Consider the following 19,182-nt stretch of genomic DNA (forward strand, 5'->3'; position numbering starts at 1 on the left):
GTTGTCCCCCTTCTTATCCTAATGGCGGAATTTCTGCCAGACGGTTGCTGCTAAATCTACACCCTTCAGGACAGAACCTATTTTCCCTGTTTTTTTCTTGGCATACACCGTTTCATAGGAATTAACTGTACGTTCTTCAGACGGTGTTAGTGTCTCATTCGATAAGGAAATAGCTTTTGCTTTGGCACTTTCTTTCAGCTCACGGGATTTACGATACTTCTCAATAGCAGTTACGGATACTTGCTTAACAGTCAGCGTTAATTCATTCATAACATCACCCAAATTCTGTACTGAATCCATAATGGGATCAATCTTTTGAATTTTGCCCTGCACATCTAAAGTAATATCGTTAGCGTGTCTGACTGTAGTTTTCACTTCATAAGTTAGCTCATCCATCGTCTTCTGTACTTCCTGCAAGGTCTGACTAACTTTGTCGAGAGATCCCTTCGCCGATTTCAAGGTTGTAATTAAAAAGAAAACAAGTACTGTGAATGCGACAGCTGCAAGCGCTACGCTAAGTTGAATGATCATATCCAATAACCCCTTCCAAATCATAAATGGCTAGTTAAAAATGAACTGCCCTAATACTGCATAGTTACCCCTTCACTAATGGGCCGAAACAACTAATCAACCTCTTTAGAACTCCCCCTCTGCCCTGTTTCAATTCCAAAAGTGCCGTTTAAAATATGTCTACCTCATATTAGAAGGAAAGGGGGACACCTAATGTTAAAAGGATCTATCATACTACTTATAATTGCTTTAATTGCCGGAATCTTTGGTTTCTTTAGTATTGTGGCTGCAGCTGCCGGAATTGCCAGATTATTGTTCTATATCTTTTTGGTGGTATTCATAATATCGCTCTTCACAGGGCGCAGGGGCAGATCGATGTAGAAAGCTGGTTTTTATTTTGAAATTATCAAGCTGAAAGTATACACTATTATTCTTCACTTGTCATGGAAAAATAAATATATATTCCACTGTGGTTCATCATACCCATTTTATGTTTACTACCTTATTAGCAAACAGCGTACATGGAAAAAAGCGCCAAAGCCAAAACCCATTAACAGGAGGAACTTCACATGAAAAAAATCGCCAGCTTTACAGTAGCCGTCGGACTTATGGCTTGCATAGCAGCCACAGCTTCCGCCGCAGACGTAACAGGTACTACTACAGGTACTACAACGGTAACAGGAAGCACTTACACTGAACAATTTGAGACTGTAATCACACCAGCGGATATTCATCCGGCTACACCGATGATTATTCTGACCAAAACAACAGCATTCCACTTTACTGTGGGCAGTACTACTACACCAGCAGGTTGGCTTGGTGCTCAAACGATCGATACTACAGGTCAAGTCATGACTGATACATGGGGCAATGAATGGAGAGAAATTTATACTTGGCTCGGAAAAGCATGGATTAAAGTTCCTGCCTCCGCTTATATAATTACTCCAACTATGTAATCACTCCACAACTTAGCTAAACAAATAGTTCCCGTCTATATCGTTTATTTTAACACCACGACGGGAATCTAAGGGCTTTTCTTTATAAGCAAATACGCCCTACAGGGCGTACATAAAATAAAACGGCTGATCAGGACCTTCTAAAAGGTCTTGGCCAGCCGTTTCGTTATGCACTTTCACAGACAGAATAAGATGAAACGGCTTCGCCGTCCTTTATATGGACGGCACCCGTTTCTTCGAGAAATATAAGGATAAGTTATCGTGTGAAGCATATAAATTCTTATATTTTAAATAAGGAAAGGCCATCCTCTCAGCAATTCTACTGAAAAGATAGCCCCACGATTACAACCGCCCTAGTTCACCCGTCACAAACCTGCGATGCTTTTCGCTTCCTGCAACATTTGAAACCTATATGTTTAGCGAATGACCGAACCTCCAAAGAGGAAACGATTCATCCAAGAAGCGCTTAAATTATCTACTCTTACCCCACCAGAAGCTACGGAATAAGTATGTAGAATCTGCCCATTCCCCAGATATATAGCTACATGTGAGATTCTTGCTGTGGACTTATCGATGCCTGCATATGCAGAGGCCGAGCTGCCTTTATAGTCCATAAAAAACATTAGATCACCGCGCTTTAGAGCAGAAATATTCGTGACCGCCGTACCCTTCTGCTTCACCCAATCCCCCTGCTGCCGTGAATCCGCAGGCAGCTTAAAATTCGCTGCATCCAGAAACATTTGCCGGATGAAATCGGAGCAGTCAAAGGTATTGGTATTACTACGGCTGGAGCCGAACTCATACGGTGTTCCGAGATATTTCATGCCAGCTGCAATCACACTCTCGATTGTATTCCCTTGAGACGGAGTTGCTGGTGTTGTTGGTACCGGTGTTACCGTACCGGAACCTCCGCCGTTGCCAGAAATAAGAGAGATGTACTGCTCCCCAGTACTGGTGTATCCAACGGTGCCTGTTGCAGTTCTCACTTTGTACCAGTAGCTGTTCGTTTTCTCCAGGATCGTTACTATTTCACCCTCTTTCAAGTAGGTCAATACAGTGCCACTTGTAGAAGGAGTAATACGCAAACGAACACTTGACTCGATGATCGCCGTTGCGGCAGAAGCCGTTACTGAAGAACTAGATGAAAGAGAAGCTGCAGCTGCCGGCTGAGGACTGATAACGCCCAAGCATACGGCAAGTGCGGCTGAGACCAAAAGCGATGCTGTAAGTTGCTTATGTGACTTGATCATAGGTTCCCCCGAATAACAAATTGAGAAATACAACAAAGGTGCGCACAACATTTATTGCTTTCTGCCCTCATTATAGGCCTACCCGGGATTTGGAACATGCTCCAAATTTCACAAATAAGGTTTCCATTTTGTGGTAATATACAGGTCTATAGTCTTGAATCCTCCTTGAATATGTCTATCATTGTATAATAATAGAAAATCATATCTTTGTTATGCCTTTGGGTTCAACATGAATCTGCACATTCATGATGTTATGTAATTTACTCATCCGCTCTTCAATGGAGTCGCTGATCTTATGACCTTCCAGAACAGTAATGTTTGCGTCTACCTCCACAACGACATCCACCAGCACATGATTCCCGTGAACACGAGCTTTCACATCCTTAATGCCTTCTACCCCTGGAGTGCGGGCAATGGTGCTGCGCAGATCCATCAGTTTGTGCTCATCGAAGCCATCCGTGAGCCGATAGGTAGAGTCACGAAAAATATCCCAAGCCGTCTTGGAGATAAGCAGTCCGACCCCGACCGCAGCAGCAGAATCAATCCACGGCAGTCCAAATTGTGCCCCAACAATGCCTATCGCAGCTCCGATACTAACTATAGCATCAGAGAAATTATCTTTGGCAGCAGCCATAAGTGCCCCATTATTAATCCGCTTGGCCAGTCTTTTGTTATATACGTATACACCCATCATCGCCACCGCGCACACAATAGCCACACCCGCCGACCAGAGCTGTGGTGTTTCCTTGGCTCCTTCAAATAAAGAACGTATCGCTTCTACAATAACCTGAATGCCTACCATCGCCATAATGAAAGAAGCCAACAACGCAGCTACCGTCTCGGCACGAAAATGCCCATAGTGATGATCAGAATCCGGCGGTTTCTGTGATATACGCAGACCTACCAACACCGCTACAGAAGCAACAATATCTGTAAGGTTATTAAAGCCGTCTGCCAGCAATGCGCTCGATCCAAACAAATAACCACAAATTAACTTAAAGGTCGATAGGATGAGGTAAGCTGCTATGCTTACCCAGGCCCCGCGTTCACCCTTACGTATATCTTCATAAATATCATTCATTTCCCTTCACCCCCTCTTGTAGCCTTATAATTTCAGTATTTCTGGAAGCAAAGAGTTCCTTCAATTATTCTTGCCCTTGTGGCAGCATTTAAAAACAATTAGAATAGAGGTAGGGATTAGTTTCGAAGGAGGTCAACACAATGAGCGAAAGCAATGAAAAAGGAAAAATCAATCTAGCAGATGCCATCCGTCAAAAGCTAGAACAGAAGAAACAACAAGGCTTCAAACCCGAATCTTCATTTCAGGCTGGTTCTGCTAAACCATTGAAATCACAGAATAACAAAATGCCTAACAAACAGCGCCGTCGTGCCGGCGGTTCATAATTAGCTTCAAAGGCAGAGATCATTACTGCAAGTATGTTACAAGAAGAACAGCAACAAGATGAAACGGCTTTGCCGTCCTTTATATGGACGGCACCCGTTTCTTCGAGAAATATAAGGATGAATTATTGCGTGAAGCATATAAATTTTTATATTTTGAGATCAACGGCTGCGTAATCCCTCAGGGGAAGACGCAGCCGTTGTTCGTTTATAATGTTTAAAAAGCAGCCGTCCATTCCCTGGGGAGTGGACAAGCCGCTGTCTGCTAACTCTTCTCTTCTATATAAAAAATTATACTTCTACAGGATACATGCGCTGACGCATTTCCTTGATCTCCGGGTTCTCCAAATACTCGTCGTAGCTCATCACGCGGTCGATTACGCCAGCTGGTGTAATCTCAATGATGCGGTTAGCGATCGTCTGAATAAACTGATGGTCATGGGAGGTAAACAGAATCGTACCATCAAAATCGGCCAAACCATTGTTTAGTGCTGTGATTGACTCCAGATCCAAGTGATTGGTAGGTTCATCGAATATGAGCACGTTCGCGCCATTCAGCATCATTTTGGCCAGCATACAGCGAACCTTCTCGCCACCGGACAGCACGCTTGCTTTCTTCAATGCTTCTTCTCCGGCAAACAGCATCCGGCCCAAGAATCCGCGCAGGAACGTTTCATCCTGATCCTTCGAATACTGGCGAAGCCATTCAACGAGGTTCATCTCTACACCATCAAAATAATTGGAGTTATCTTTCGGGAAATACGCCTGGGTTGTTGTAATCCCCCATGCAAATTCTCCGGCGTCTAATTCCTTCTCGCCCATTAAGACATCGAACAGCATGGATTTAGGCTGAGAGTACGGACCCACGAACGCGATCTTATCCCCTTTATTCACTACAAAGCTGATCTCATCCAGTACCTTCTCGCCATCAACGGCTTTGGTTATTCCGCTGATCGTCAGCAACTGCTTGCCGGCTTCACGTTCAGGCTTAAAGTTGAGGAATGGATATTTACGGTTCGAAGGACGAATGTCGTCCAGAGTAATCTTATCGAGTGTCTTCTTACGCGATGTTGCCTGTTTGGATTTGGAAGCATTGGCGGAGAAGCGTTGAATGAACGCCTGCAACTCCTTAATCTTGTCTTCCTTCTTCTTGTTCGAATCGCGCTGCAATGCTTGGGCAAGCTGACTGGACTCGTACCAGAAATCGTAGTTGCCTACATACATCTGGATTTTACCAAAATCAATATCCGCAATATGCGTACATACTTTATTCAGAAAGTGACGGTCATGAGATACGACGATAACAGTACCTTCGTAGTCCATGAGGAAGTTCTCCAGCCAGCCGATGGATTCAAGATCCAAATGGTTGGTAGGCTCATCCAGCAGCAGGTTATGCGGGCGGCCGAATAACGCCTGTGCCAAGAGGACACGTACCTTCTCATTGCCGCTGAGCTCCATCATTTTCTTGTCATGCAGGTCACGTACAATGCCTAGACCGATCAGCATGGCAGCCGCATCAGGCTCGGCATCCCAGCCGTTTACGTCGGCAAATTCACCTTCAAGTTCACCCGCACGCAGGCCGTCCGCTTCCGAGAAATCGGTTTTGGCGTATAGCGCATCTTTTTCCTTCATAATTTCGTAGAGCCGTGTGTGCCCCATAATAACCGTCTCAAGTACCGGGAATTCATCGTACTCGAAATGGTTCTGCTTGAGAATAGCTAGACGTTCACCCGGTGTAATATGGATATCACCGGAGTTGGATTCAATCTCGCCGGACAAAATTTTCAAAAAGGTTGATTTACCAGCGCCATTGGCACCAATCAAACCGTAGCAGTTACCAGGTGTGAATTTTATGTTTACATCCTCAAATAGTGCGCGCTTTCCGTAGCGGAGTGTTACACCGCTTGTGCTAATCATTAAGCATTACCATCCTTTTTCTTAGGTTTCCGGCTCATTATATCATAAATTCAATGCAAAAATCCCGTAAAGTACGCTGTTTGCTCTACTCTCGTTGCACTTTTTGCATTATTGCCTGGAAGTACGCACCTCGGGATGCACAACCAGCGTCTCGCCATAACCCAGCGTCTTAATTCGTTCTGCACTTATTCTATGGGCTGCTCGAGCGCCCTCCATCCGGTCCAAGGCTTCCCGGGCGGTATCATCGGCAAGTCTAAAGGTCCCGTAATGCATCGGAATCATTGTCTCTGCACCTACATCTATAAAGGCTTGCATGGCCTCCTCGGGATTCACATGCTGAGAAGTCATAAACCATTCCGGTTCGTACGCGCCAATTGGCATGAGCGCAACATGTACCTTGTAACGACTTCCGATCTCCTTAAAACCCGGAAAATATCCGCTGTCACCGGCAAAATACAGGTTGGGAGGCAGCTTCTGCTTCTCCCCTCTCTCTTCATCTACTGGGTGATTCTCCGGGTGAGAGGGCTGCAGGACATAGCCGCCCCAATGTGAGGTATTCGTATCAAACGGAGTGCGCCGGGTCCAATGCTGGGTTGGCACGAAGGCTAGCTTGATTCCCTGAAGAGTAATCTCCTGCCACCACTGCATTTCCACACAGTTATGGAACCCTTTGCGCAGCATTTTTCGTTTAAGCCCGGCCGGAACAATAATCGTCGTCCCTGTCCGGTACAATTTGCGGATAGAAGCGATGTGCAGATGATCATAATGGGAATGAGAAATCAGAATCAGGTCGATTGGCGGGACCTCGCTGACGGGAATTCCCGGTTCTCCCAATCGTTTCTCAAAGCCCAGTCGGCGCGCCCAAATGGGATCAGTAATAATATTCAGCCCTTCATATTGAAGAAAGAATGTCGAGTGCCCAATCCAGGTAATCGTAGTATCCAACTTGTTTTCCGTGAGATAGGACAGCTTTGGCGGAATATTGGGCACAACAAAAGAATAGTCCTTCTTCTTGCGGCGACGTTCTTCACGCCATTGGCGAAATTCTTTCAGTGTTTTATCGGTACTTACATTATCAATATTGTTATAACGAGTTTTAGCCATAGGGTATCTCTCCTTATAAGGTCTGACGGGCAAAAACTGTCTTACACGAATATACTTCAACTATATGATTCTACAGACTTCTTTGCAAAATACTGCTTAGTTACTTATCGGTTTAAGCGGAATATGCAAATAGTCCTTTTGTGTTCACCACCTTCAATGATGTAAAATGCGGGTAATGACAGCGGTGTACAAGCCGTTCAAGGAGGAGACACGTATGAAGATCACATTTATTGAACCGACTCCAAGTCCAAATACGATGAAGCTTCATTTGGACGAAAGTCTGGAACCTGGAATTCGTCGAACCTATACACCGGAAAGTCAGCGTTCCGCACCGGCTTGGGCGCGGGATATGCTGACCATTCCAGGCGTAACCAGCGTCTATCACGCCGCCGACTTTGCGGCGCTTGAGCGCAAAGGAAGCGCTGACTGGGCAGCGATTCTTCGGGAGGTCCAGCGCCGCTTCGGCAACGGTGAAGGGTTAACGGAGGATTGGAGCCTGACCGATGAGAATGCCGGGTCCCATTTCGGGGAAGCACAAGTATTTGTGCAATTGTTCCGGGGAATCCCGATGCAGATTCGCGTCAAGACTGGCGCAAATGAAGAACGCATCTCCTTGTCCACCCGCTTCACGAAAGCGGTGATGGATGTGGCTAGCGCCGTGATGATCAAAGAGCGCAAGCTCACCGATTACGGCGTACGCTACGGCGAGCCCGCGGAAATTGCGCGCGAGGTGGAGCAGGAACTGGAAGCGGCGTATCCGCAGGAACGCCTCGACTCCCTCGTGCAGCAGGCCATCGCGCACGGGGCAGTCGGTGAGTTCGTCGAGCAGAGACGAACTCGGGATCAGGGCGAGCTGCTGCGAGACCTGAAGAATGAAGATTGGCGCGTGCGCTACGCTGCGCTGGAGGATCTTGCGCCGACGGCGGAGCTCCTGCCGGAGCTTGAGGCGGCGCTGCATGACCCCAAGCTGCATATTCGCAGGCTTGCGGTGGTCTATCTGGGCGATCTGCGCACGCCCGAAGCGATGGAGCTGCTCTACGCGGCGATGGCAGACAGCGCCCCTGCTGTACGCCGCACCGCTGGCGATACGCTGTCCGACATCGGCAATCCTGCGGCCACGCCGGTTATGACGGCTGCGCTGCAGGATAAGAGCAAGCTCGTCCGCTGGCGAGCAGCCCGCTTTCTGTACGAAGTAGGCACCGCCGAAGCGCTGGATGCACTGACACTCGCTGCAGAAGACCCAGAATTCGAGGTCGGCCTGCAAGCCCGGATGGCTCTGGAACGCATCGCATCCGGTGAAGAAGCTGCCGGAACGGTCTGGCAGCAAATGTCGGAACGCCGCCGTACCTGACACATACCTGCCTTAATTTGTCATTGCTTGAGGGCAAAAGTTGTTTTATACTAATCTCTGTTGTGTTTATAAACGAAATAAAGATAGCCTCATCATACCTACGATGAGGTAGAGGTCGCGGATATAAAGAGTAAGTGCGTGGAGACGTTAAAGAGCCGTCTATGAAGCGTTGCTGAAAGGAATATTCGCCGAAGCCTGCGTTGCCGCTCCTACTGCGGCGCGGGCTGGGGCCGTTACCGAAAGGTGCGGAACTGTCACCGTGCATGGCCTGTGAATTACAGCCAAGCTGCACGGTGTTGCGCTATCTTCACAGGGAGTATGATGCGGAACTGAAATATAAGAAACCGCAGCTATAGTCTGCGGTTTTTTTGTGCCCATATAAGGAATTATATGGGCACTCTATTCCACATAATCTATGGCGCTCAGCACTCCCCGTTCATGAACAGAAACATGAGATCAGCAGAAGGAGTGTCAGATTCATGCAGGGCAAGCAGAAGAATAGTACACAAGCCAGCACTAACAACAGTCCAGGACTCAGAAAAACATTCAAAGCAAGACATTTAACCATGATCGCGCTCGGTGGCTCCATCGGGACCGGACTATTTCTTGCCAGTGGTGGGGCCATTGCATCCTCCGGACCCGGAGGGGCACTATTGGCCTTCTCGGCTGTCGGCATTATGGTCTATTTTCTAATGACCAGTCTGGGAGAACTAGCGACCTATTTACCGGATTCAGGGTCATTTAGTACTTATGGTACCCGCTTCGTGAGCCCCGCCTTCGGTTTCGCCATCGGCTGGAATTTCTGGTATAACTGGGCGGTCACCATTGCAGCAGAGCTTTCTGCCGCGACAGTCATTATTAAATACTGGTTTCCAGACAGCCCCTCCATCCTCTGGAGCTTGCTGTTCCTACTGGTAATGTTCAGCCTTAATTTCCTCTCTTCCCGTGGATACGGAGAATCGGAATATTGGTTCGCCATTATCAAGATTATAACTGTCATCGTCTTCCTCGCGGTTGGGGTTCTGATGATCTTTGGCATCATGGGTGGAAAAGCGGTCGGCCTCAGCAACTTCCAACTTGGAGGCAGTTCCTTCCACGGCGGTTTCTTTGCCTTCGTTGGTGTCTTTATGGCTGCCGGCTTCTCCTTTCAAGGCACCGAGTTGGTCGGCGTTGCCGCAGGTGAGAGCGAGAATCCGCGCCGCAACGTGCCGCTGGCCATCCGCCAAGTGTTCTGGCGAATTCTGATCTTTTATATCCTTTCTATTCTCGTAATCGGTCTGCTGATTCCTTATACCAACCCTGATCTGCTGCGCGGTGGCATCGATGCTATCGGAGTTAGCCCATTCACGATCATATTCAATAAAGCAGGTCTTGCCATAGCTGCATCCGTGATGAATGCCGTCATTCTTAGCTCTGTGCTGTCAGCCGGAAACTCCGGAATGTACGCCTCTACCCGTATCCTGTATGCAATGGCTAAGGATGGCATGGCGCCGCGCGCACTAGGTAAACTGAATCGCCGTGGTGTACCTGTCGGAGCTTTACTGGTTACTACAGCTGTCGGCATGTTGGCCTTTCTGGCTTCCTTTTTTGGCGACGGTGTTGTCTACAACTGGCTGCTTAACGCCTCAGGCATGTGCGGATTTATTAACTGGCTTGGCATAGCCATCTGCCACTACCGTTTCCGACACGCCTTTGTAGCGCAAGGTCATTCTCTGGATGAGCTGCCTTACCGGGCCAAATGGTTCCCGTTCGGGCCACTCTTTGCCTTCGCGTTATGTCTGGTAGCCATAGCTGGGCAGAATCTCGGTGCTTTCTCCGGGAAAAGCATTGACTGGTACGGCATCCTCGTCTCCTACGTCAGCCTGCCGATCTTCGCCTTAACCTGGATGGGCTACCGTTGGTTCAGAAAGAGCAGCATCATTCCACTGGATCAATGCGACCTCAGCATACCAGCTGAATAATTCAGCTTTTCAACAAAAAAAGGATGTCCCAAGCCATTTCGGCTTTTGGAGCATCCTCTTTTTACATATAGAGTGGTCCGTTGCACTCTTACTTCCAGGTAACATACACTTTAAGGTCACCAGTATTGTCAAACGCTGAACTGGAGTATGACAATTGATTCAAGCCCAGCTTATAAAGCTCCTGCAGATCATTCTCCAGCATCCTCACGCTGCCCTTATAACGGAATAATAAGGACTTCTTCCCGGAGGAAATTTCTTTATTGGCAAACTGGGAAAGTTCTGCTCCAGAATGGATGATCTGATCCTCCGCGTACAAACTGTAGTCAAGCTCCTTCTGCAGCTTTTGATAGACGGCCACTTTCTGACCCCCAAGTTTAACAAGCTCTGCTAAAGTTTGGTGGTAGCCGATGGAGGCTGCCGGATAAAACTTGGTCCAGTTATGATCCACCCGCATCTGCGCATCCGTTCTCAGGTAATATGAAGTGCTGACAACTCCACCCTGATCCGGTGTTGGATCATCCCAAGTTGTATCCAGATGATACCAACGGCCGTCCAGCAGTACCAGATTCCAGGCATGTGACTCCCGAACTCCACCCTTCTGCCTCGCTGTCCCCTCGACAATGGTATTGGTGATGCCGGCTTCCTTTAGCAATTTATACGTCAACAGAGAATATCCCTGGCACACAGCACTACCGCTCTGAATGGCTTCATAGGCCGTATATTTTCGGTAAGACTTATCATATTTCAGATTCCGCACAACCCATTCATGGATAACCCTCACTTTCTCATGATTGTTCATCCCTGGTGTAATAATTTTCTTTAAGACAGCTTTCACCTTCTGGTTCACAACGGCAGTCTGGGCAAGCGTCTCACGGTACTTAACCTGCACGGTAACATTTGCAGAATTTACGCTTCCGCGATAAGAATAACCGTAGCTGTCTACTATGTAATACAGATAAGGGTCGCTCTCCATGGCTTGATCAAGAGCCGACTGCAGCTTGGATTTCAGACCTGTGGTTTTGCCTTCATAGGTAAAGGTTATCGTCTCTCTGCGGTTGTTCATTGCACCCGTAAGCTTCTGCGCGACTTCACCCACACTATGAAGCGCTGCTGAAGTAGAAGCCGCATAGGCACGCCCCCAGCCCCAGTAAATCATCGGTGGAATTACACTGGCTATAATCATCCCTCCAAGAACAGCCTTTATCAGCGTGAAGCGTTTCTTGTTCATATCTGTTTAGCTCCTCCTGCAGTCTGTTTCATACCTATTAAATTCGCTCATGAAATAGTCTCACTATATATTAGATGCGCTAAACCTTATCTGTACAACTGTAAATTTCCAAAGCTTACGTTTGAAGCGTTCTGATTATTAATATCGGCCCATCATGATCGGGTAATAAGGCCTAATACAAGAAAAAACGGCTTCACCGTTCATTATATGAATGGTACCCGTTTCTTCAAGAAATATAAAGTTATTAAAAAAGACTGCCCCTTGTGTAAAATAGTCTGCACAGGGGACAGTCTTGACCGTTATCCACAATATAATCTTCTCTATTCGTTAAATCTCCTTCAATCCTGGTGTAATCCTATAGACTCCGCCTATCACAGTTCTAAATTCTCTCGCTGCGTCTATGAGTAACCCGTCCTGACTTAATACGTTAAACGGCTGGAGGTAATGTATTCTACACGGGTGGCCATGAGTCGAAGTAAGTTCCGCTTTAGTTAACTGGCCCCCACTCCATTCAATATCGACAACAAAACCACCACGTGCCACCAAACCTTTGACGCTTCCTGCACTCCAGTTCTCCGGAAGAGCTGGCAATAACTCCAGTTGTCCTTGATGGCTCTGCAGCAGCATTTCAGCGATACCTGCTGTTACGCCAAAGTTGCCATCGATCTGAAAGGGTGGATGATTGCCAAATAGATTAGGCAGGCTGGAATCCTGCAGGATGCGGCGCAAGCAGCGGTAGGCATTCTCGCCTTCATTTAGACGCGCATAGAGATTAAGCAGCCAAGCTGCGCTCCATCCCGTATGTCCACCACCGGATTTCAAGCGCTGCGCAAGTGATAATGAAGCAGCCTGTGCCAGCTCCGGCGTCTTGGATGGGCTGATTACGTTTCCCGGAAATAAATCATAGAGATGGGAGACGTGGCGATGCCCTAGCTCTTTTTCGGCAAAATCATCATTCCATTCCCGCATCCGCCCATCCGGCGCTATTCCGGGATGAGCCAGAAGCGGCAGTTTCAGGGTAAGCACTTGCCGTAAGTCTGCATCCATCCGCAATATTTCCGCAGTCTTAATGAAGTGGTTGAAACATTCGGCAGCCAGCGACAAATCCATGGTCGATCCAGCAGAGACACTGCAAGATGTCCCGTCAGCGGTCAGAAATACATTCTCCGGTGAAGTGGACAGACCCGTGGTCAGTCTCCCATCCGGAAGCTCTACCAGCCAGTCCAGGCAGAACAGCGCTGCTCCCTTAAGCAAAGGGTACGCTGTGTCCTGCAAGTAATCGTGATCAGGGCGGAATGCGTAACGCTCATAAACATGCCGGGAGAGCCAGACGCCACCCATCGGCCAGAAGGCCCACATAGCCATCCCGTCCGATGGTGAAGACATCCTCCATAAATCGGTATTGTGATGAACCACCCAACCACGGGCACCATAATGAATAGCTGCCGTCCGTCCTCCCGTTACACTAAGTTCAGAGATTAAATCTATCAGTGGCTCATGGCATTCGCCCAATGCGCAGATTTCAGCTGGCCAATAGTTCATTTCAGTATTGATATTAGTCGTATAGTTACTGTTCCAGGGGGGTTGGATAGAAGGATTCCAGATCCCCTGCAGATTAAGTGCCTGAGTTCCCGGCCTGGAACCCGCGATCATCAGATAACGCCCATAATGAAACAGTAAAGCCTCCAGTTCAAGATCAGTTTGTCCTCCGCGATACTGCTCCAGCCGAACATCGGTTGGCTCATCGGAGAATAGACGTTCTGGGGACTCTAACATAAGCTCAACACGGTGGAACAATGATTGATGGTCGCTAACATGCCGGTTTCGCAGCTCGGTATACGCAGCTGGAGCCGCTGATAATTGATCCAGACAAAGAGCTGAAGGAAGAATGCCACCGGCTCCCGGCATACGATCATAACCAGCATAATCTGTAGCCGCTGGAAGCAGGAATGTGACCGAGTGTGCACCTGTGAGAATCAAGCGCCCGTCTTCGGCGCGCAACGTTCCACCCTCAGTTCGGACCTCCAGAGCCACGGCAAAGCTCAGCCCACAGTCCTCTTCATACAGTACAGCCCTCGGATGATCGCCTACATAATTATCGGCGACATGAGATGGAGCACGCCCGGTCATCAGGAGCTTACTTCCCTTGATGACCTGGACATCACAAGGATGTGGTGAGGTCAGTTCAGCCGTGATTTGTGGCAAGATCGCGTTATGATCTTCCCCCTCAGCTCGAATATTCACGGCAATCAGGCCGTCCGGTCTGCTGGAAAATACTTCACGCACAATGCTTACAGCGCCAACAGTGTAGAATACGGAAGCTATTCCAGTATCCAAATTCAGATCCCGCCGGTAATTCTCCGCAGGACTGTCCGTATACAGCTTGATGCGCAGATCACCAAGCGGCTGGTAGGATTCGGTACGTCTGCCCAGCATTTTGGCTTCGATTAACGCTTCTGCCTCAGTATAACTGCCTTCCGCCACCAACTTTCTGGCCGAGGCAACATGCCGCAACGCCTCATAATTGGCGGTATCTCGTGGAAAGCCCGACCATAACGTATCTTCATTCAGCTGTATAACTTCCTCATCTATTCCGCCGAATACCATACCGCCAAGACTACCGTTACCAATGGGCAAAGCCTCTTCCCATACGGCTGCAGGTTTGCTATACCATAGTATTTTACGATTATTGTTGCTGTCTTTCACTCGCACGTCTCCTCCCATTTTTTGCCCCCTGAACATCAATCGGCGGGAAACCCGAATTTTCATTCGGACTCCCCGCCATATTGAACTTATTTAAGATTATTTATGATGCTTATTCAGTCCACAGTTTAACGCGTTGTTTAACCAATTCCTCACGCAGCGCCTCTACTTTGGCTACGCCAGCTTTATCTAGTTCTGCCATATAGGCATCCCAGATTTTATCGAATTCCGCTGGTTTGGACAAAATCGCTTCTGGAATACGTTTCCAAGTAATATCCTTCAGCTTATTATCCAGCACCACGATTTCACTGTCACCAGGGATCGTGATATTCCAAGCAGCACCCCAAGGTTTAACCTTAAACTCGCTTTCATTAGGGAACAGTTCTTTCCAGTTGGTTACATGGTAAGCAGCCAGTGTTTCCTTCTCAACATCATTGAATTGGGCAGTAATTTGTTCAGGGAATTTCGTAGTGTAGTAGTTGCCTGAAGGATCCTTAACGCCGTCGCCGTAGTGAACACCCAGCATATTGTACAAGCTTATACCGGTTTCTTTGGTGAAGTTGGCGTTATCATTTACAATACGGTTATTTACATCATCAGGAATGACACGTTTGCCATTCTCTACTTTATAGTCTTTACCTTCAACACCATAGTTCAACAGAACTTGACCTTCATCAGAAGCAAGGTAATCCAGGAATTTGATGGCACGAACCGGATCTTTACATGATGTACTGATACCGACACCGTAACCAGCCATGAAACCTGTTGGCCAGAAAGAAGCATCTTTGTATTCCTCAGACAGGGTTACAGAATAATGACCATAGCCTTGATCGAATTTACCAGCGGTTTTCAGCGCTTTTTCAGCATCGCCGTAACCCCAGTCTTGGTCAATCAGGCCAACAACGCGGCCGGTTGCAATCTTAGCCTTGTATTGGTCATATTTTTGCACAAAGCTTTCTGGATCAAGCAAACCAATATCGTTCATATGGTTCAACCAGCGGAAGTATTCTTTCTCTGCAGGACGACGGAAGTGATAAGTTACCTTCTGTGTATCTACGTCGATTGCGTACTCTCCATCATCTGATGAGCCTGTAGTTAAAAAGGCAGGGTTGGTAACTGTAATGTACATATACCAGTCATCTGCATTCAGTGTCATCCCAATATTTTTATTGCCATTCTCATCGGTAGGATGTTTTTCTAAATAGGCTTTGATTACGTTTTCATAATCCTGAACTGTCTTGATTGCTGGATAGCCAGCTTCTTTTACCGCACGATGCTGCAGTTCGAAACCGCCGCCTGCGTTGAAGTACGTGTTATCCACTCCGGCATTCGTTGGAATCGCATAAATAGCATGGTCATCATCACTGTAACGGGCACGCTTCATATTTTCTTCGCCAAGTACCTTTTTAATGTTCGGGGCATATTTATCAATCAATTCTGTAAGGTCAAGCATCGCACCTGCATCCACTAGCTTACTAACGTCATTCTTGGCAGCAACGATATCTGGATAATCACCACTTGCCGCAATTAGAGCCACTTTTTGTACAGGGTCACCCACGGCAAATTCAGCGTCAAGCGTTACACCTGTTTTCTCAGTAAGGACCTTACCAACTTCATCTTGCATGCCCGTCCAGTTTGGACTTGGGTCAGCGCTGAAGAAAGAGAATGTAATAGGACTGGTATCTTCAGGTGCAGCAGTTGCAGTAGCCGAATCCGTACCTGTATTGCCAGTGTTCTCCTCGGTTGTCGCATTATTATTGTTATTTCCACCGCAGCCGGCAAGCATACCGAGCATTAATGTCGAAACTAACAACCATGCGGAAGCTTTTTTTCTATTGCTAGCCATCATGTAAACCCTCCTTGATTCATTTATCTATTGTATAACAGGAGAAACCCCTGTAGATACCATGTGTCAGGTCTTTTACAGCAGCTGTCCCTGCAAAAGACCTGCGCTAAATCTAGCTTTTCACGGCTCCAAGCGTCATGCCCTTCACAAAATAATTTTGCAGGAAAGGATATACTAGCAGAATAGGTACAGTAACGACAATGGTAATTGCCATCTTGATAGATTCAGGCGAGACTTGATTCGTAGCCTGACTGACAATATTGGAGCGGTAGTCTCCCCCACTTCCTGCTGTCGTGCTCTGCAACACTTTCATCAGCTCGAATTGCAAGGTAGTTAAGGCTTCATTGGAGCCATTATAGAGATACGTATCGAACCAAGCATTCCATTGTCCCACAGCCAAGAACAAGGCAATAGTTGCCAGTGCTGGTTTGGCTAGCGGTAGAATGATACGCCAGTAGATCGTAAAGTCATTTGCTCCATCCAGTGTAGCCGATTCTTGAAGCGCATAAGGTATACCATCGATAAAGGAACGGATAACGAATACATTAAAGGCACTGACTGCACCAGGTAGAATATAGACTGCGAAGGTATTCATCAGATGCAAATCACGCATCAGCATGTAGGTTGGAATTAATCCTCCCGATACATACATGGTTAAAGCGAGAAATGTGGAAACGAATTTGCGACCTTGGAAATCTACACGGGCGATCGTAAACGCCAGCATCGAGGCCGTCAATAATCCGAGAAACGTTCCGATAACCGTACGTAAGGCCGATATCTTCAGACCGGTAAGCAGACCGGTAAAGGAAAATATCTTGATATAGTTATCAACTGTAAACTCCCGTGGGAAAATAGTGATTCCGCCGCGTACACTGTCGATCGAATCGTTCAGTGATATAGCGAGTACATTCAAAAACGGATATAAGGTAACTATGACAACAAAGGTCACAACAACATAAATGATAATATCAAATATCCGGTCAGACCATGACTTACGGTTAGCAAATGTAGAACTTCCCAAAATGATGCCCCCCTCTCTACAGAAGACTTTCTTTAGTAGTACGTTTGAATATTCCATTGATGGTGAACAACAGGATTACACTAATTACTGAGTTAAATATATTGATCGCGGTACCGTATGAATATCTCGCCATGCCTAACCCGTATTTCAAAGAGTACAGATCAAGTACTTGCGAATAGTCGGTAACCAGGTTATTTCCTAACAGGAATTGCTTCTCAAAGCCGATATTAAGCAAGTTCCCAATCGACATGATCAGCAGAACGGTAATCGTCGGGCGAATACCCGGAATCGTAATATGCCAAACTTGGCGCAGCCGGCTAGCACCGTCTACACGGGCTGCTTCGTAAAGTTCAGGTCCAATTCCCGCAATGGCCGCAAGGTAGATAATCGCGTTCCATCCGGTTTCTTTCCAGACATCCGAGAAGGTGACAATTCCCCAGAAGAGATGCCCCTGAGCCATGAACTGGATGGGCGAGTCAATGAAGCCGACACCCATTAAGAGATCGTTTACAAGACCGTTTTCGCCAGATAGCATTTTAGTTACAATGCCCGCAGCGACAACCCATGATACAAAGTGAGGCAGATACGAAATCGTCTGTGCGAAGCGTTTGAAAAAGTTTAAGCGAACCTCATTCAATAAAATTGCAAACGTTATCGGAAATACAAAGCCTGCCACCAAGCCCATTCCGCTCATCGCTAGCGTGTTGCGCAGCGCCAAGATGAATTGATCGTCTGCAAAAAGAGTCTTAAAGTGCTCGAAACCGACCCATTTCTGTTCGAAAAATCCTTTTGCGGGCTTGTACTGCTGAAAAGCCATCGTCCATCCCCAAAGTGGGAGGTAACTGAATACGAACACCCAAATAATGAAGGGTAATGACATCATGTACAAATATTTCTGATTTTTAAAGGTTTTCCAAAACCGTCCCCCTGAAGCAGGCTTTTTGTTTAGCTTGTCGTTAGCAGGCTGGATTTCTTGTAAGGTTGTTGCCGCTTTCATGAAGCCCCCTCCTCTCTATGTCTATATTTTAAGGGGGTGTAAGCGATTGCAGTACCCTATAAATTCGACCTAAAATCAGGTGAGAATTAGAGATTTTGATACGTATATGAATTTGTGTAGTATTATGAGATAGGTAAATAATTACAAATGAGGAATGGTGGACAGATTATGTTGGATTATAGAAACACAACAACAGAATTAGCGGAAAGCAACATTGATACGGCGGTAATCTCAGTTGGGGCAACAGAGCAATTTGGTCCCTATTTACCCATGCATATTGATTCTTTAATTGCTGAACGGTATGCAAATGAATATGGTAAAGCGATAAATGCTTATGTTTTACCCGTCCTCCCCTTTAATACTTCAGAAGAACATGCCGGATTTAAAGGTACGGTTACGGTCAGTCCGAATATACTAACTGCTTTCCTGGAAGATATTATAGAAAACCTACGCAGACAAGGTTTTAAGAAATTCCTGCTATGCTCAGGTCATGGTGGGGCCTACTGGTTCAACGCATTTATCAAACATATGAACTACAAGTACCCTGATATCATTGTTATCTTTCCAGGGTATCAAAGAGAGGCCTGGGAGTTAGCCGTAAACGCCGCCGGGTTAAACGGACGAAATGATATGCACGGTGGTTTAACCGGAGTTTGTACAGCAATGTGGCTCTGCCCTGAGCTTGTGAAATTAGAGACAATGGGGTCGGAAATACCTGAAGAATACAATGGATTTGCCGATTATATAGGGTGGGATAAACTCACCAAAGATGGAAATTGGGGACATTACACGACAGGCGAATACACGCGTGAGGAACTAGCTAAAAAGGGTGAAACATTATGGATGACTTTAATTAATAAGCAATGTGAGGGATTAAAGGAATATTTGGAAGAGGCCTATCGTAGAAAAGTAGAATAATAACAATGACGTGCTAACC

16 protein-coding genes and 1 riboswitch are annotated in these 19,182 nt (G+C 46.9%); of the genes, 6 read left to right on the forward strand and 10 right to left on the reverse strand.

The annotated features are described in order from the left end of the window. Positions 1 to 18: 18 nt before the first annotated feature. Complete coding sequence (locus tag GJB61_RS28800; protein ID WP_154122485.1) at positions 19 to 531, reverse strand: DUF948 domain-containing protein; 513 nt, start codon at positions 529 to 531, stop codon at positions 19 to 21. Between the two features lie 192 nt (positions 532 to 723). Here GJB61_RS28800 and GJB61_RS28805 point away from each other — a divergent pair, with 192 nt between their 5' ends. Together GJB61_RS28805 and GJB61_RS28810 are read left to right on the forward strand one after the other, a co-directional pair. After that, on the forward strand, positions 724 to 891 hold the full coding sequence (locus GJB61_RS28805) for a DUF1328 domain-containing protein (protein WP_154122486.1): 168 nt from the start codon (positions 724 to 726) through the stop codon (positions 889 to 891). 188 nt (positions 892 to 1,079) lie between these two features. Continuing rightward, the gene (locus tag GJB61_RS28810; RefSeq protein ID WP_154122487.1) at positions 1,080 to 1,466 is read left to right on the forward strand and encodes a hypothetical protein; all 387 of its coding nucleotides are present in this window, start codon (positions 1,080 to 1,082) and stop codon (positions 1,464 to 1,466) included. A gap of 416 nt (positions 1,467 to 1,882) precedes the next feature. Here the strand turns inward: GJB61_RS28810 and GJB61_RS28815 are convergent, their stop codons facing one another. Together GJB61_RS28815 and GJB61_RS28820 are read right to left on the reverse strand one after the other, a co-directional pair. Beyond that, a complete protein-coding gene (locus GJB61_RS28815) occupies positions 1,883 to 2,716 on the reverse strand; it encodes a C40 family peptidase (protein WP_154122488.1) in 834 nt (277 codons plus the stop codon). A 199-nt stretch (positions 2,717 to 2,915) separates the two neighbouring features. Continuing rightward, positions 2,916 to 3,797, reverse strand: a complete 882-nt coding sequence (locus GJB61_RS28820) for a cation diffusion facilitator family transporter (RefSeq protein ID WP_154122489.1) — start codon at positions 3,795 to 3,797, stop codon at positions 2,916 to 2,918. 140 nt (positions 3,798 to 3,937) lie between these two features. Between GJB61_RS28820 and GJB61_RS28825 the strand changes: the two genes are divergently transcribed. Next, entirely contained in the window at positions 3,938 to 4,120 is a 183-nt protein-coding gene (locus tag GJB61_RS28825; protein ID WP_154122490.1) for a hypothetical protein, read from the forward strand. Between the two features lie 288 nt (positions 4,121 to 4,408). On the opposite strand, the gene GJB61_RS28830 is transcribed toward GJB61_RS28825, so the two are convergent. Together GJB61_RS28830 and GJB61_RS28835 are read right to left on the reverse strand one after the other, a co-directional pair. Further along, positions 4,409 to 6,034 (reverse strand): ABC-F family ATP-binding cassette domain-containing protein, encoded by a 1,626-nt coding sequence (locus GJB61_RS28830; protein WP_154122491.1) that lies wholly within the window; start codon positions 6,032 to 6,034, stop codon positions 4,409 to 4,411. A gap of 108 nt (positions 6,035 to 6,142) precedes the next feature. After that, positions 6,143 to 7,138 (reverse strand): MBL fold metallo-hydrolase, encoded by a 996-nt coding sequence (locus GJB61_RS28835; RefSeq protein ID WP_154122492.1) that lies wholly within the window; start codon positions 7,136 to 7,138, stop codon positions 6,143 to 6,145. Between the two features lie 214 nt (positions 7,139 to 7,352). On the opposite strand from GJB61_RS28835, the gene GJB61_RS28840 reads away from it, so the two are divergent. Continuing rightward, positions 7,353 to 8,489, forward strand: coding sequence for a virulence factor (locus GJB61_RS28840; RefSeq protein WP_154122493.1), 1,137 nt, complete (start codon positions 7,353 to 7,355; stop codon positions 8,487 to 8,489). Positions 8,490 to 8,590: 101 nt separating this feature from the next. Next, positions 8,591 to 8,801, forward strand: a riboswitch (Lysine riboswitch). Between the two features lie 167 nt (positions 8,802 to 8,968). Beyond that, a complete protein-coding gene (locus GJB61_RS28845; RefSeq protein WP_154122494.1) occupies positions 8,969 to 10,450 on the forward strand; it encodes an amino acid permease in 1,482 nt (493 codons plus the stop codon). A gap of 88 nt (positions 10,451 to 10,538) precedes the next feature. Here GJB61_RS28845 and GJB61_RS28850 read toward each other — a convergent pair whose 3' ends face one another. The 5 genes from GJB61_RS28850 to GJB61_RS28870 all read right to left on the reverse strand — a co-directional run bounded on the left by GJB61_RS28850 (position 10,539) and on the right by GJB61_RS28870 (position 18,245). Then, positions 10,539 to 11,678: a transglutaminase domain-containing protein gene (locus tag GJB61_RS28850; protein WP_154122495.1), complete on the reverse strand. Its 1,140-nt coding sequence runs from the start codon at positions 11,676 to 11,678 to the stop codon at positions 10,539 to 10,541. A 327-nt stretch (positions 11,679 to 12,005) separates the two neighbouring features. Continuing rightward, on the reverse strand, positions 12,006 to 14,402 hold the full coding sequence (locus GJB61_RS28855; RefSeq protein WP_154122496.1) for a glycoside hydrolase family 95 protein: 2,397 nt from the start codon (positions 14,400 to 14,402) through the stop codon (positions 12,006 to 12,008). 91 nt (positions 14,403 to 14,493) lie between these two features. Continuing rightward, positions 14,494 to 16,227 (reverse strand): ABC transporter substrate-binding protein, encoded by a 1,734-nt coding sequence (locus GJB61_RS28860; protein ID WP_420819780.1) that lies wholly within the window; start codon positions 16,225 to 16,227, stop codon positions 14,494 to 14,496. A gap of 112 nt (positions 16,228 to 16,339) precedes the next feature. Further along, the gene (locus GJB61_RS28865; RefSeq protein WP_229522514.1) at positions 16,340 to 17,248 is read right to left on the reverse strand and encodes a carbohydrate ABC transporter permease; all 909 of its coding nucleotides are present in this window, start codon (positions 17,246 to 17,248) and stop codon (positions 16,340 to 16,342) included. 16 nt (positions 17,249 to 17,264) lie between these two features. After that, positions 17,265 to 18,245 carry an ABC transporter permease gene (locus tag GJB61_RS28870; protein WP_154122499.1) on the reverse strand — a complete coding sequence of 327 codons (981 nt, stop codon included), beginning with the start codon at positions 18,243 to 18,245 and terminating at the stop codon, positions 17,265 to 17,267. 168 nt (positions 18,246 to 18,413) lie between these two features. Here GJB61_RS28870 and GJB61_RS28875 point away from each other — a divergent pair, with 168 nt between their 5' ends. Next, entirely contained in the window at positions 18,414 to 19,163 is a 750-nt protein-coding gene (locus GJB61_RS28875; protein WP_154122500.1) for a creatininase family protein, read from the forward strand. Positions 19,164 to 19,182: the final 19 nt, after the last annotated feature.

Origin of the sequence: Paenibacillus monticola, from assembly GCF_009664975.1 — a bacterium.
GTDB classification, from domain to species: Bacteria; Bacillota; Bacilli; order Paenibacillales; family Paenibacillaceae; genus Paenibacillus_AQ; species Paenibacillus_AQ monticola.

What these genes read in the sequence shown, in the direction of transcription:
- GJB61_RS28870 (WP_154122499.1), bottom strand. Translation starts at nt 18,245, where the DNA reads ATGAAAGCGGCAACAACCTTACAAGAAATCCAGCCTGCTAACGACAAG.
- GJB61_RS28845 (WP_154122494.1), top strand. Translation starts at nt 8,969, where the DNA reads ATGCAGGGCAAGCAGAAGAATAGTACACAAGCCAGCACTAACAACAGT.
- GJB61_RS28835 (WP_154122492.1), bottom strand. Translation starts at nt 7,138, where the DNA reads ATGGCTAAAACTCGTTATAACAATATTGATAATGTAAGTACCGATAAA.
- GJB61_RS28820 (WP_154122489.1), bottom strand. Translation starts at nt 3,797, where the DNA reads ATGAATGATATTTATGAAGATATACGTAAGGGTGAACGCGGGGCCTGG.
- GJB61_RS28850 (WP_154122495.1), bottom strand. Translation starts at nt 11,678, where the DNA reads ATGAACAAGAAACGCTTCACGCTGATAAAGGCTGTTCTTGGAGGGATG.
- GJB61_RS28840 (WP_154122493.1), top strand. Translation starts at nt 7,353, where the DNA reads ATGAAGATCACATTTATTGAACCGACTCCAAGTCCAAATACGATGAAG.
- GJB61_RS28830 (WP_154122491.1), bottom strand. Translation starts at nt 6,034, where the DNA reads ATGATTAGCACAAGCGGTGTAACACTCCGCTACGGAAAGCGCGCACTA.
- GJB61_RS28815 (WP_154122488.1), bottom strand. Translation starts at nt 2,716, where the DNA reads ATGATCAAGTCACATAAGCAACTTACAGCATCGCTTTTGGTCTCAGCC.
- GJB61_RS28805 (WP_154122486.1), top strand. Translation starts at nt 724, where the DNA reads ATGTTAAAAGGATCTATCATACTACTTATAATTGCTTTAATTGCCGGA.
- GJB61_RS28825 (WP_154122490.1), top strand. Translation starts at nt 3,938, where the DNA reads ATGAGCGAAAGCAATGAAAAAGGAAAAATCAATCTAGCAGATGCCATC.
- GJB61_RS28810 (WP_154122487.1), top strand. Translation starts at nt 1,080, where the DNA reads ATGAAAAAAATCGCCAGCTTTACAGTAGCCGTCGGACTTATGGCTTGC.
- GJB61_RS28855 (WP_154122496.1), bottom strand. Translation starts at nt 14,402, where the DNA reads ATGGGAGGAGACGTGCGAGTGAAAGACAGCAACAATAATCGTAAAATA.
- GJB61_RS28860 (WP_420819780.1), bottom strand. Translation starts at nt 16,227, where the DNA reads ATGGCTAGCAATAGAAAAAAAGCTTCCGCATGGTTGTTAGTTTCGACA.
- GJB61_RS28800 (WP_154122485.1), bottom strand. Translation starts at nt 531, where the DNA reads ATGATCATTCAACTTAGCGTAGCGCTTGCAGCTGTCGCATTCACAGTA.
- GJB61_RS28875 (WP_154122500.1), top strand. Translation starts at nt 18,414, where the DNA reads ATGTTGGATTATAGAAACACAACAACAGAATTAGCGGAAAGCAACATT.